The sequence below is a fragment of the Pseudarthrobacter sp. NPDC092424 genome (assembly GCF_044754925.1).
In the GTDB taxonomy this organism is placed as follows: Bacteria; Actinomycetota; Actinomycetes; order Actinomycetales; family Micrococcaceae; genus Arthrobacter.
The window spans coordinates 464,066-477,039 of sequence record NZ_JBIVQC010000002.1 but is presented as its reverse complement, the minus strand read 5'-3'; the positions used below and the strand labels follow the sequence as shown (position 1 = coordinate 477,039).

The following is a 12,974-nucleotide window of genomic DNA, read 5'->3' as shown; positions in this document are numbered from 1 at the left end:
GGAGACGAGCGTTGACTTCTGTCACCAGCGCGCCGGGTCCGGCCAGGGTTGTCCTCAACCAGGCCGATATCGACCGGGCACTCACTCGTATCGCCCATGAGATCCTTGAAGCCAATAAAGGGTCCAAGGACCTGGTCCTGTTGGGCATCCCGCGCCGCGGCTACCCGCTGGCACTCCGGCTGGCGCACAAGATCGCAGCCGCCGATCCTTCCGTGGACGCCGCAGCAATTGTGGGGCAGCTTGACGTCACCATGTTCCGGGACGACCTGTCCCGCCAGGGTACCCGGCCCCCTTATCCCACCAAGCTGCCGCGGACGGGGATCGACAACAAAGTAGTGGTCCTCATCGACGACGTCCTGTACTCCGGCCGAACGATCCGCGCCGCCCTGGACGCCCTCGTGGACCTGGGCCGCCCCCGTATCGTGCGCCTTGCCGTCCTGATCGACCGCGGCCACCGCGAACTCCCCATCCGGGCGGACCACGTAGGCAAGAACCTGCCCACGTCCTCGGCCGAGAAAGTCCGGGTCCGGCTCGAAGAAACCGATACTCCTGCCGGTGCCGCCGCGGTCAATGAGGTTGTAATCGAGGGACGGCCATGAGGCACTTGCTGTCCACTGAGGACCTCAGCCTGGCCAACGCCGTCCGCATCCTCGACACCGCCGAAGAGATGTCCGCGGTAGGGGAGCGGGAAGTCAAGAAGCTCCCCGCGCTGCGTGGCAGGACCGTGGTAAACCTCTTCTTCGAGGACTCCACGCGCACCCGCATCTCGTTTGAGGCCGCAGCCAAGCGACTGTCCGCGGACGTCATCAACTTCGCCGCCAAAGGGTCCTCGGTGTCCAAGGGGGAATCCCTGAAGGACACCGCCCAGACACTGTCCGCCATGGGCGCGGACGCCGTCGTTATCCGGCACTGGGCCTCCGGCGCACCGCACCGTCTCGCTGCCACCGACTGGATCGACGCAGCTGTGATCAACGCCGGGGACGGCACCCACGAACACCCCACCCAAGCCCTGCTTGACGCCTTCACCATGCGCCGGCACTGGTCCCGACTGTCCGGCACCGCATCCGAGGGCGCAGACCTCAAGGGCATGCGCGTTGTCATCGCGGGGGATGTCCTGCACTCCCGCGTGGCCCGCTCCAACGTATGGCTGCTGCGGACCCTTGGCGCGGACGTCACCCTGGTGGCGCCGCCCACCCTGCTGCCCATCGGCGTCGAAAAATGGCCCTGCAAGGTCAGCTACAACCTCGACGACACCCTGGCACAGGGGGCTGACGCGGTCATGATGCTGAGGGTCCAGGGCGAACGCATGAACGCATCCTTCTTCCCCACCACCCGCGAATACTCGCGCCGCTGGGGTTTCGGCGACGGCAGGCTGCAGGCGCTGGACAATCTCGGGATGAAGGACACCATCATCATGCACCCCGGCCCTATGAACCGGGGCCTGGAGATCTGCGCAGCCGCTGCGGACTCGCCCAGGTCCACGGTCCTGGCGCAGGTCCGCAACGGCGTCTCTGTTCGGATGGCCGCACTGTACCTTCTGCTGTCCGGGGACACCCGCGCACCGGCAGCCCCCGCCCTGGCCCACGCCGGCACCCATTCCACCAAGGAGAGCAACTGATGGCCGCCAACACCGGAACGTACCTGATCCGCGGAGCCGCCATCCTGGGCGGGGAAGCCTCTGACCTGCTGGTCCGGGACGGCGTCATCGCCGCCACCGGAACCGGCCTTTCCGCCGAGGGTGCCACCGTTATCGAGGCCGACGGCCTGGTGGCGCTGCCCGGCATGGTGGACGTCCACACCCACCTCCGCGAGCCTGGCCGCGAGGACGCCGAGACCGTGGAAACCGGTTCACGGGCTGCGGCCCTGGGTGGGTTCACCGCCGTGCACGCGATGGCCAACAGCACCCCCGTGGCAGACACTGCGGGCGTGGTGGAGCAGGTCTACAGCCTGGGCCGGGCGGCAGGCTGGGTGGACGTACGCCCGGTCGGTGCCGTAACCGTGGGCCTGGCAGGCGAACAGCTCGCCGAGCTCGGCGCCATGGCAGACTCCCGCGCACGCGTCCGGATATTCTCCGATGACGGCATCTGCGTCCACGATCCCGTCCTGATGCGTCGGGCACTGGAATACGTCAAGGCATTCGACGGCGTGGTGGCCCAGCACGCGCAGGAGCCCCGGCTGACCGCCGGGGCCCAGATGAACGAAGGCGATGTTTCCGCCGTCCTGGGCCTGGCCGGGTGGCCGGCCGTGGCCGAGGAGAGCATCATTGCCCGGGACGTGCTGCTGGCCCAACACGTGGGTTCGCGCCTGCATGTCTGCCACGTGTCCACGGCCGGGTCGGTGGAGATTATCCGTTGGGCCAAGGCCCGGGGGATCAACGTCACCGCGGAAGTGACTCCCCACCACCTGCTCCTGACGGACGACCTGGTCCGCAGCTACGACCCCGTCTACAAGGTCAATCCGCCCCTGCGCACCGACGCCGACGTCCAGGCCCTGCGCGCCGGCCTCGCCGACGGCACCATCGATGTCGTGGGAACCGACCACGCGCCGCACCCCAGCGAGCACAAGGAATGCGAGTGGGCGCAGGCGGCCATGGGCATGACCGGCCTGGAAACCGCACTGTCCGTAGTGCAGCACACCATGATCGAGACCGGCCTGATGACATGGGCGGACTTCGCCCGCGTCACCTCCACCGCGCCGGCCCATATCGGCCGGCTCACGGACCAGGGCAGGCCGCTGGCTGCGGGCGAACCCGCCAACCTCATCCTCGTGGATCCGGCCGCCCGCTGGACCGTGGACCCGTCCCGGATGGCCACCAAGGGCCGGAACTCCCCGTTCAAGGGCAGGGAACTGCCCGGCAAGGTGCTGGCCACCTTCTACCGGGGCCACCCCACCGTGCTGGACGGCGAGCTGAACTCCCCCTGCGTCCTGTCGCCGGACACTCCGGCGGGTGCTGCCTGATGGACACCAAACTCCTCACGGCGGTCATCACCCTGGTGCTGATCGCCGCCGCGCTGCTGATGATCCGCGCAGGGTGGCGCAACCGCCTCAGGCGCCAGGCCGATGTCGACAGCCTCCCCCAGGTGCCCGGCGCGCCCGGGGGGCCGGTCGCCGCAGCGGAGGGCCAGTACGTCGCTACCACCACCGGCGGCGACTGGCTCGACCGGATCGCGGTCCATGGCCTGGGCATCCGCACCAATGCCACGCTGGCCATCTACCCGCACGGCGTAATTTTCGACCGCGCAGGCGCGCCCGCCCTGTACATCCCCGCAGCAGCGCTGACGGACGTTCGCCAGGAAAGCGGCATGGCCGGTAAGTTCGTGGAAACGGACGGACTGCTGGTGCTTGCCTGGCTGCACGGCCGGCACGAGCTGGATACGGGCTTCCGCACCCGCCGGGCTGCGGACAAGGACGTGCTGCTGACGGCACTCCGGAACTTGATCTCTTCAACCCCGGCGGCTGACGCCAACAGTGGAAAGTAAGACAGTGAAAGCGAACTCAGTGACAGCACCCACCTCCGCTCCCGCAGCGCTGGTCCTGGAAGACGGACGCATTTTCCGCGGAACCAGCTACGGCGCCACCGGCACCGCGCTGGGCGAAGCGGTTTTCGCCACCGGCATGACCGGCTACCAGGAAACCATCACCGACCCCTCCTACGCCCGCCAGCTGGTGGTCCAGACCGCCCCGCACATCGGCAACACCGGTGTCAACAGCGAGGACGCCGAATCCCGGCGCATCTGGGTGGCCGGCTACGTCGTCCGCGACGCCGCCCGCCGCCCGTCCAACTGGCGCTCCGAGCGTTCACTCGACGAGGAACTCGTGGCCCAGGGAGTCGTAGGTATCCAGGGCGTGGACACCCGCGCGATCACCCGCCACCTGCGGGAGCACAAGACCATGCGCGCCGGGATCTTCTCCGGGGAAGCTGCACTGGCCACGGACAAGGAGCTGGTGGAGGCCGTCCTGGCCAGCGCCCCGATGGAGGGCGCCCGGTTGGCCGAGGAAGTCAGCGTCGACGAAGCTTACGTCGTGGAACCCAAGGACCACGGCTGGGAAGGCGAACCGCGGTTCAGCATCGCCGCCATCGACCTCGGCATCAAGGCCATGACGCCCGTCCGTTTCGCCGAGCGCGGCGTCCGGGTTCACGTCCTGCCGGCAACCGCCACCCTGGATGACGTCAAAGCCGTCAACCCGGACGGTTTCTTCATGTCCAACGGACCCGGGGACCCTGCCACCGCGGACACCCAGGTCAGCCTGCTGCGCTCGGTGCTGGATGAGAAGATTCCCTACTTCGGCATCTGCTTCGGCAACCAGATCCTGGGCCGCGCGCTCGGGTTCGGCACATACAAGCTGCGCTACGGCCACCGCGGGATCAACCAGCCCGTGATGGACCGCCGTACCGGCAAGGTGGAGATCACCTCCCAGAACCATGGCTTCGCCGTGGACGCGCCGCTGGACGGTGCCACCTCTGCGCCCGAACAACGTTACGGGCGCGTCGAGGTCAGCCACGTGAGCCTCAATGACGACGTCGTTGAGGGCCTCGCGTGCCTGGACATCCCGGCCTTCTCGGTCCAGTACCACCCGGAAGCCGCCGCCGGACCCCACGACGCCGCCTACCTGTTCGACCGCTTCATCGAACTCATGGAGGGCACCCGGGACGGGCGCACCGCAAACCTTTCCAAGGAGCCCGTGGACGCGAAGCACCCCGCCGAGGCGGAAAACCCGGGCGCCGACCAGAACCACAACCAGACTGAGGACAAGAAGTAATGCCGAAACGTACAGATCTCAAGAGCGTCCTCGTCATTGGTTCCGGCCCGATCGTCATCGGCCAGGCCGCCGAGTTCGACTACTCCGGCACCCAGGCGCTGCGCGTCCTGAAGGATGAAGGCCTGCGCGTCATCCTGGTGAACTCCAACCCGGCCACCATCATGACGGACCCCGAGTTTGCCGATGCCACCTACATCGAACCCATCACCCCCGAGGTGGTGGAGAAGATCATCGCCAAGGAACGTCCCGACGCCGTCCTGCCCACCCTGGGCGGACAGACCGCGCTGAACACGGCCATCGCGCTGGACAAGAACGGTGTGCTTGAGAAGTACAACGTGGAGCTCATCGGTGCCAACATTGCAGCCATCGAGCTCGGCGAGGACCGCGAGAAGTTCAAGGGCGTGGTGGAGCGCTGCGGCGCCGAATCCGCCCGCAGCCACATCATCCACAGCATGGATGAGGCGCTGAAGGCAGCCGACGACCTCGGCTATCCGATGGTGGTCCGCCCTTCGTTCACCATGGGCGGCCTGGGCTCGGGCCTCGCCTACAACGAGGACGACCTCCGCCGCATCGTGGGCCAGGGCCTGCAGTACAGCCCCACCAGCGAGGTGCTGCTCGAAGAGAGCATCCTCGGCTGGAAGGAATACGAGCTCGAGATGATGCGCGACAAGAACGACAACGTCGTGGTGGTCTGCTCCATCGAGAACTTCGATCCCGTGGGCGTCCACACCGGTGACTCGATCACCGTGGCGCCGGCCCTCACCCTCACCGACCGCGAGTACCAGCGCCTGCGCGACATCTCCATCGCCGTCATCCGCGAAGTGGGCGTGGACACCGGCGGCTGCAACATCCAGTTCGCCATCGACCCCGCCACCGGCCGCGTGGTGGTCATCGAAATGAACCCCCGCGTGTCCCGTTCGTCGGCGCTGGCGTCGAAGGCGACAGGCTTCGCCATCGCCAAGATCGCCACCAAGCTCTCGCTGGGCTACACCCTGGATGAGATCCCCAACGACATCACGCAGAAGACCCCCGCGTCGTTCGAACCGACCCTGGACTACGTTGTGGTCAAGGTGCCGCGGTTCGCCTTCGAGAAGTTCCCCGCCGCGGACAACACCCTCACCACCACCATGAAGTCCGTGGGCGAAGCCATGGCCATGGGCCGCAACTTCACGGAGGCCCTGCAGAAAGCCCTGCGTTCCCTGGAGCAGAAGGGCTCCCAGCTGGACTTCAGCTCCGTACCCGAATGGGAAGTCGCTGAGCTCATCGAAAAGGCGAAGCGCCCGACGACGGACCGGCTGCACCAGGTCCAGCGCGCCCTCCTGGGCGGCGCCACCGTTGAACAGCTCTTCGAAGCCACCAAGATCGACCCCTGGTTCCTCGACCAGCTCCAGCTCCTCAACGAGATCTCCCGGGAAATCCGCCAGGCCGGCGCGCTGACGGCTGACATGCTCAAGCGGGCCAAGCGCCACGGCTTCTCCGACGAGCAGATCGGCTCCCTGACCCACAACTCCGAGGCCGTAGTCCGCGGAGTGCGCCAGGCCCTGGGCATCCGCCCCGTCTACAAGACCGTGGACACCTGCGCGGCTGAGTTCGCCGCGTACACCCCCTACCACTACTCGGCGTACGACGAAGAGGACGAGGTGGCGCTGCACGCCAAGCCGTCGATCCTGATTCTCGGCTCCGGGCCCAACCGCATCGGCCAGGGCATCGAGTTCGACTACTCCTGCGTCCACGCGTCCATGGCACTGCGCAAGGCCGGCTACGAGACTGTCATGGTCAACTGCAACCCGGAAACCGTCTCAACCGACTACGACATCTCCACGCGCCTGTACTTTGAGCCGCTGACGCTCGAGGACGTCCTGGAGGTCATCGCGGCCGAGGAACGCACCGGCGGCGTCATGGGTGTATTCGTCCAGCTCGGCGGCCAGACCCCGCTCAAGCTGGCCCAGCAGCTGGCCGACGCCGGAGTCCCCATCCTTGGCACCTCCCCGGAGGCCATCGACCTCGCCGAGCACCGCGGAATGTTCTCCCGGGTCCTGGACAAGGCCGGGCTGGTTTCCCCGAAGAACGGCACCGCCGTGTCCTTCGAGGACGCCAAGAAGATCGCCGACGAAATCGGCTACCCCGTCCTGGTCCGCCCGTCCTACGTCCTCGGCGGCCGCGGCATGGAAATCGTCTACGACGAACCCAACCTGTCCCGCTACATCGCCAACGCCACCGAAATCACCCCGGACCACCCGGTGCTGATCGACCGGTTCCTCGAAGACGCCGTCGAAATCGACGTCGACGCCCTCTTCGACGGCAAGGACATGTACCTGGGCGGCATCATGGAACACATCGAGGAGGCCGGCATCCACTCCGGCGACTCTGCCTGCGTCCTGCCGCCCATCACCCTGGGCGCCAACGTCCTGGAACGGGTACGCACCGCAACGCGCGCCATCGCCGAGGGCGTAGGAGTTCGCGGCCTCATCAACATCCAGTTCGCGCTGGCCTCCGACGTGCTCTACGTCCTGGAAGCCAATCCGCGCGCTTCCCGTACGGTGCCGTTCGTATCCAAGGCCACCGGCGTGCAGATGGCCAAGGCGGCGGCCCTGATCGGTACCGGTGTGACCATCGGCCAGCTTCGCAGCGCCTACAAGATGCTGCCGGAAACCGGTGACGGCTCCACGCTGCCGCTGGATTCGCCGGTTTCCGTCAAGGAAGCAGTGCTGCCGTTCAGCCGGTTCCGCACCCTCGAAGGCAAGGTGGTGGACAGCCTCCTCGGCCCCGAGATGCGCTCCACCGGCGAAGTCATGGGCATCGACAAGCACTTCGACACCGCGTTCGCCAAGAGCCAGGCGGCGGCGAACAACGCACTTCCCACCGAGGGAAAGATCTTTGTCTCCGTGGCCAACCGCGACAAGCGCTCGGTGATCATGGGCGTCAAGCGGCTCTCCGACCTCGGCTTCGAGATCGTCTCCACCGGCGGCACCGCAGACGTGCTGCGCCGCAACGGAATCCAGGCGACGCCGGTCCGAAAAGTGGCAGAAGGCAGCAGCGCCGAAGGCGAAGGCACCATCGCCGACCTCGTTGTCGCCGGCGAGATCGACATGGTGTTCAACACGCCCTCCGGCGGCGAGGCCCGCAGCGACGGCTACGAACTGCGTGCGGCAGCCACATCCATCGGCATTCCCTGCATCACCACGGTGGCCGAGTTCAACGCGGCAGTCCAGGCCATCGAGGCCATGCGCACCTACGAATGGTCCGTCACCAGCCTGCAGGAGCACGCTGCCGCGCTGGACGAGTCAAAGAAGGCGGCGCTGCAGCATGCCTGAGCAGGCAGCATTCGCCTCCGCGCCGGGCCGGGAGCCGTTTGGCACCCGGCTCGGTGCGGCCATGGCTGCCCGCGGCCCGTTGTGCGTGGGCATCGACCCGCACCCTTCGCTGCTGGCAGCCTGGGGCCTGGCGGACGACGTCGACGGGCTGCGCCGCTTCTCCCACACCGTTGTCGAGTCGGTGGCGTCCCTCGCTGCCGCGGTCAAGCCCCAGGTGGCGCTTTACGAGCGGCACGGCTCTGCCGGCATTGCCGTCCTCGAGGAGCTCCTCGCCGCCGCGGCCGAAGCGGGGGTTCTCACCATCGCCGACGCCAAACGCGGCGATATCGGCTCCACCATGGCCGCCTACGCGGATGCCTGGCTGCGCGACGGGTCCCCTCTGGCAGCAGACTCGGTCACCCTCAGCCCGTACCTGGGATTTGAATCGCTGCGTCCGGCCCTGGACCTTGCTGCAGCCACCGGCCGGGGAGTTTTCGTCCTGGCGCTGACCTCCAATCCGGAAGGAGCGTCCGTACAGCACGCCGGCGGTGCCGATTCGGTGGCACGGCGGGTCGCCACGGCAGCCGCGGACGAGAACTCCCGCTACGAGGGAGCCATGGGGTCCGTGGGCCTGGTGGTCGGCGCAACGGTGGGACAGGCCCTGGGAGACCTTGGCCTGGATCTCGCGTCCGTCCGGGGTCCCGTACTTGCCCCCGGCCTGGGCGCCCAGGGGGCCACCCCGGCCGACCTGCGGGCCACCTTTGGCAGCGCGTATCCGCTGGTGCTTGGCACGTCCAGCCGCGACATCCTCTCGGCCGGTCCGGATCCGGCTGCCCTCCGCTCGGCGGCTGCCCGCACGCTCGAGGGGCTCCTGGCCGCCTAGCCCATCGGGTTTGCATGGTGCATTGCTTCATGCTGCGGCAGGGGGTAGTTTCAGGACAGGTCCATGGGCGGCCGCCCTTGGACGAAATCCGCCAAAGTCCGGGGGTGCCTGCCATGGTCCTGAGACCGTTGTCCGCGTCGGAACGGGCTGATGCCCTCAACAAAGCGGCTGCCGCCAGGGCCGCCCGTGCAGCCGCGAAGGAAAGCCTCAAGAATGGCAAGCGGTCCGCGGCGGATATCATCAGCGCCGCATCCGGGGACGACGCCCTGGCACGGATGCGCGTCGTGGAACTCCTTGAGGCGCTGCCGGGCATCGGCAAGGTGCGCGCGGCGGCCATCATGGAGCAGCTTGGCATTGCCGCATCCCGGCGGGTCCGCGGCCTCGGCGTGCACCAGCGGCAGGCGCTGGTAGATTTTATAGACGAGAAATAGGCGGCTATCGTCTCCGTCGCAGCTTCACCCACCCCCGTAACCCCCTCCACTAAAGGAATACGTGAGCAAGAAACCCGGACTGACAGTCCTCGCTGGTCCCACGGCTGTCGGCAAAGGCACCGTTTCCACCTACATCCGGGACAACTACCCCGAAGTCTGGCTTTCCGTATCCGCCACTACGCGGGCTCCCCGGCCCGGAGAAGTGGACGGCGTGCACTACTTTTTCAAGACCCGGGAAGAGTTTGAACGCCTGGTCGCTGAAGGCGAGCTCCTGGAGTGGGCAGTGGTTCACGGCCAGAACACCTACGGCACGCTCCGAAGCACAGTGAAGCAGGCCATCGCGGACGGACGCTCGGTCCTGCTGGAGATCGACCTGCAGGGTGCCCGTCAGGTCAAGGCCGCTGTTCCGGACGCCCAGTTTGTCTTCCTGGCCCCGCCCAGCTGGGACGAAATGGTGCGCCGGCTGGTGGGCCGCGGCACGGAAACCCCCGAGGAACAGCAGCGCAGGCTGGAAACCGCTAAACTGGAACTTGCTGCTGAACCGGAGTTTGACCACACCGTCATTAATGACGATGTCCGCCGGGCAGCGGACGAGCTTGTTTCACTCATGGGGCTGACCCCGCACCCGCGCTGACCGCCGGACCGCATCAGCCCGCTAGGAATTTGGAGAATTCGTGTCCACGAACCTTGAAGGCATCATCAACCCGCCGATCGATTCGCTGCTTGAAGCAGCCGATTCCAAGTACGGCCTGGTGATCTTCGGTGCCAAGCGTGCTCGTCAGATCAACGCTTACTACGCCCAGCTGCACGAGGGCCTCTTCGAGTACGTTGGCCCGCTGGTCGACACCAAGCTCAACGAGAAGTCGCTGTCCATCGCACTGCGAGAGATTAACGAAGGCAAGCTCGTTTCCACGCCGATCGAAGCCGCAGAGTAATCTGCCCAGGCTGATCCGCTCCTGACGGAGGTCACGTGCGCATAGTCCTCGGGGTCGGGGGAGGGATTGCCGCCTACAAGGTGGCATCGCTCCTCCGGCTTTTTACTGAAGCCGGTCATGACGTTACGGTGATCCCCACCGAAGCGGCCACCCGCTTCGTCGGCACCGCTACCTGGGAGGCCCTCTCGGGGAACCCGGTCAGCAACAGCGTGTTCGACGGCGTCCACCAGGTCAACCACGTCCGGCTGGGCCAGGAGGCGGACCTGGTGGTCATTGCACCGGCCACGGCGGACCTCCTGGCCAAGGCTGCGGCCGGCCTGGCAGGCGACCTGTTGACCAACACGCTGCTCATGGCCGGCGGGCCCGTCCTGTTCGCTCCGGCCATGCACACCGAGATGTGGCAGCACCCGGCAACCCGGGCCAACGTGGAAACCCTCCGCTCGCGCGGCGCGGCCGTCCTTGAGCCCGCCACAGGAAGGCTCACGGGGGCGGACTCAGGCCCCGGCCGGCTGCCCGAACCGGAAGCCATCTTCGATGCGGCCATGGCATTGGTCCAGGGCCGCTCCGACTACCAGCTGCCGCTGGCCGGACGCACCGTTACCATCAGTGCCGGCGGCACCCGGGAGCCCCTCGACCCCGTGCGGTTCCTGGGCAACCGTTCCTCCGGCAAGCAGGGCGTCGCCCTCGCCGTGGCTGCCCGCAACGCCGGTGCCAGTGTGCGGCTGCTCGCTGCGCACATGGATGTACCGCCGCCTCCCGGCGTGGAAGTGGTCAGGGTGGATACTGCGCTGCAACTGCGTGAAGCCGCGCTGGACGCCGCGGCGGGTTCCGACGTCTTCATCATGTCCGCCGCCGTGGCGGACTTCCGTCCGGCAGAGGTGTCGGACACCAAGATCAAGAAACGCGACGGCACCGCTGACCCCGTGATCGCCCTGGTGCGGAATCCGGACATCCTCCACGAACTCGTGGAACGCCGGAATGCGTCGGGGGACGCGGGACGCCAGCTCATTGTTGGCTTCGCCGCGGAAACGGGAGACGACGAGGGCGGCGTCCTTGCCCACGCAGAGGCCAAGCTCCAGCGCAAGGGCTGCGACCTCCTGGTGGTCAACCATGTGGGCACGGACAGGGTTTTCGGCCAGGACACCAATTCCGTGGTCATCCTGGCGCGCTCCGGTGCCGAACCACAGGAGGCGGCCGGCACCAAGACCGAAGTGGCCGCCGCTGTCGTGGCCCGGATCGGCCTTGAACTGGAGCGGGTCTCACCCCGCCCCTGACGTGATCCGGCCCACGTTTGCTTCGAACTGCGACATCTGCCGACGTCTCCCGACGGGGCAGGGACCCCAACCAGTAAGGTAGTTGAGTGACTTTACCGCTGCATCTTCCCCCGTCCCGCGCGGCCATGCCCTCCGCGCTCCGGCTCTTTACGTCAGAGTCCGTGACCGAAGGCCACCCGGACAAGATCTGCGACCAGATCAGTGACGCCATCCTGGACGCCCTTCTGGCCGCGGATCCCGAGTCCCGCGTGGCGGTGGAAACCATGGCCACCACCGGTCTGGTCCATGTGGCCGGCGAGGTCACCACCGACGCCTATGTGGAGATCCCGCAGATTGTGCGCGAGACCATCCTGGGCATCGGCTACGACTCATCCGCCAACGGCTTCGACGGTGCCCGCTGCGGTGTCTCGGTCTCCATCGGCCAGCAGTCCAATGACATCGCCGGGGGAGTGTTCAACTCCCTCGAGGCGCGCGAGGGCCGCCAGGAGGACGACTACGACCTCCAGGGCGCCGGGGACCAGGGCCTCATGTTCGGCTATGCCAGCGACGAGACGCCGTCCTACATGCCCACTCCCATCTGGTTGGCGCACCGCCTGTCCGAGCGCCTCACGGAGGTCCGCAAGAGCGGGGAGCTGCCATACCTCCGCCCGGACGGCAAGACGCAGGTCACCGTCGGGTACGACGGGGACGTGCCCGTCTCGGTGGAAACGGTGGTGATCTCCAGCCAGCACGCCGAGGGCGCCAGCCTGGAACAGTTGCGCGCTGACCTTGCCGCCGTCGTCATCAACCCGGTCCTGGCCGGTGCCAACCTGGACATCTCGCGGGTCCGGAACATCCTCAACCCCGCGGGTGAGTTCGTCATCGGTGGCCCGGTTGGCGATGCCGGCCTGACCGGCCGCAAGATCATCGTGGACACCTATGGCGGCATGGCCCGCCACGGCGGCGGCGCGTTCTCCGGCAAGGACCCATCCAAGGTGGACCGCTCTGCCGCCTACGCGATGCGTTGGGTTGCCAAGAACGTCGTGGCTGCCGGCCTGGCCAAGCGCGCCGAAATCCAGATTGCCTACGCCATCGGCCAGGCGCGCCCGGTGGGCACGTATGTGGAGACATTCGGCACCGAGACGGTGGATCCGGCCCGCATCAGCGCGGCGATCGCGGAGATCTTCGACCTCCGGCCGCGCGCCATCATCGACGCCCTGGACCTGAAGCGCCCCATCTACGCCAAGACGGCGGCACACGGGCACTTCGGCCGGGACGAACCGGACTTCACCTGGGAGCGGCTGGACCGCGTGGATGAGCTGAAGGCCTACTTCAACGCCTGATTCGAGCTGCACCGCAGCACCCCAGCACTGAAGGGAGGCATCCGGGTGTCCGCTGAACAATCCCTCCAGCCGTCC

Annotated in this window: 12 protein-coding genes; all 12 read left to right on the top strand. The window is 67.3% G+C overall.

Annotated elements, in window-relative coordinates; translation table 11 throughout:
* Positions 1-11 precede the first annotated feature (11 nt).
* The 12 genes from pyrR (at position 12) to metK (ending at position 12,899) form a co-directional block, all read left to right on the top strand.
* Positions 12-599 carry a bifunctional pyr operon transcriptional regulator/uracil phosphoribosyltransferase PyrR gene (gene pyrR / locus ACIQCN_RS05195; protein WP_400603637.1) on the top strand — a complete coding sequence of 196 codons (588 nt, stop codon included), beginning with the start codon at positions 12-14 and terminating at the stop codon, positions 597-599.
* The gene (locus tag ACIQCN_RS05190) at positions 596-1,618 is read left to right on the top strand and encodes an aspartate carbamoyltransferase catalytic subunit (protein WP_400603639.1); all 1,023 of its coding nucleotides are present in this window, start codon (positions 596-598) and stop codon (positions 1,616-1,618) included. Before pyrR ends, ACIQCN_RS05190 begins: the two co-directional genes overlap by 4 nt.
* Positions 1,618-2,958 (top strand): dihydroorotase, encoded by a 1,341-nt coding sequence (locus ACIQCN_RS05185; RefSeq protein ID WP_400609730.1) that lies wholly within the window; start codon positions 1,618-1,620, stop codon positions 2,956-2,958. The genes ACIQCN_RS05190 and ACIQCN_RS05185 overlap by 1 nt, the downstream gene beginning before the upstream one ends.
* The gene (locus ACIQCN_RS05180) at positions 2,958-3,479 is read left to right on the top strand and encodes a hypothetical protein (protein ID WP_400609729.1); all 522 of its coding nucleotides are present in this window, start codon (positions 2,958-2,960) and stop codon (positions 3,477-3,479) included. Before ACIQCN_RS05185 ends, ACIQCN_RS05180 begins: the two co-directional genes overlap by 1 nt.
* A gap of 4 nt (positions 3,480-3,483) precedes the next feature.
* Positions 3,484-4,761: a glutamine-hydrolyzing carbamoyl-phosphate synthase small subunit gene (gene carA / locus ACIQCN_RS05175; RefSeq protein WP_400609728.1), complete on the top strand. Its 1,278-nt coding sequence runs from the start codon at positions 3,484-3,486 to the stop codon at positions 4,759-4,761.
* Positions 4,761-8,075: a carbamoyl-phosphate synthase large subunit gene (gene carB, locus ACIQCN_RS05170; RefSeq protein ID WP_400603646.1), complete on the top strand. Its 3,315-nt coding sequence runs from the start codon at positions 4,761-4,763 to the stop codon at positions 8,073-8,075. Before carA ends, carB begins: the two co-directional genes overlap by 1 nt.
* The gene (gene pyrF, locus ACIQCN_RS05165) at positions 8,068-8,937 is read left to right on the top strand and encodes an orotidine-5'-phosphate decarboxylase (protein WP_400609726.1); all 870 of its coding nucleotides are present in this window, start codon (positions 8,068-8,070) and stop codon (positions 8,935-8,937) included. The genes carB and pyrF overlap by 8 nt, the downstream gene beginning before the upstream one ends.
* Before the next feature lie 113 nt (positions 8,938-9,050).
* Complete coding sequence (mihF, locus tag ACIQCN_RS05160; protein ID WP_400603650.1) at positions 9,051-9,368, top strand: integration host factor, actinobacterial type; 318 nt, start codon at positions 9,051-9,053, stop codon at positions 9,366-9,368.
* Between the two features lie 61 nt (positions 9,369-9,429).
* Positions 9,430-10,002, top strand: coding sequence for a guanylate kinase (gene gmk / locus ACIQCN_RS05155; protein ID WP_400603652.1), 573 nt, complete (start codon positions 9,430-9,432; stop codon positions 10,000-10,002).
* 40 nt (positions 10,003-10,042) lie between these two features.
* On the top strand, positions 10,043-10,303 hold the full coding sequence (gene rpoZ, locus ACIQCN_RS05150; RefSeq protein ID WP_003800778.1) for a DNA-directed RNA polymerase subunit omega: 261 nt from the start codon (positions 10,043-10,045) through the stop codon (positions 10,301-10,303).
* Between the two features lie 35 nt (positions 10,304-10,338).
* The gene (gene coaBC / locus ACIQCN_RS05145; RefSeq protein ID WP_400609725.1) at positions 10,339-11,577 is read left to right on the top strand and encodes a bifunctional phosphopantothenoylcysteine decarboxylase/phosphopantothenate--cysteine ligase CoaBC; all 1,239 of its coding nucleotides are present in this window, start codon (positions 10,339-10,341) and stop codon (positions 11,575-11,577) included.
* Positions 11,578-11,663: 86 nt separating this feature from the next.
* Positions 11,664-12,899 carry a methionine adenosyltransferase gene (gene metK, locus ACIQCN_RS05140; RefSeq protein ID WP_400609724.1) on the top strand — a complete coding sequence of 412 codons (1,236 nt, stop codon included), beginning with the start codon at positions 11,664-11,666 and terminating at the stop codon, positions 12,897-12,899.
* Positions 12,900-12,974 lie beyond the last annotated feature (75 nt).

Coding starts and splice junctions, on each gene's coding strand:
- pyrF (WP_400609726.1), top strand. CDS start 8,068: ATGCCTGAGCAGGCAGCATTCGCCTCCGCGCCGGGCCGGGAGCCGTTT.
- ACIQCN_RS05185 (WP_400609730.1), top strand. CDS start 1,618: ATGGCCGCCAACACCGGAACGTACCTGATCCGCGGAGCCGCCATCCTG.
- carB (WP_400603646.1), top strand. CDS start 4,761: ATGCCGAAACGTACAGATCTCAAGAGCGTCCTCGTCATTGGTTCCGGC.
- mihF (WP_400603650.1), top strand. CDS start 9,051: ATGGTCCTGAGACCGTTGTCCGCGTCGGAACGGGCTGATGCCCTCAAC.
- ACIQCN_RS05180 (WP_400609729.1), top strand. CDS start 2,958: ATGGACACCAAACTCCTCACGGCGGTCATCACCCTGGTGCTGATCGCC.
- ACIQCN_RS05190 (WP_400603639.1), top strand. CDS start 596: ATGAGGCACTTGCTGTCCACTGAGGACCTCAGCCTGGCCAACGCCGTC.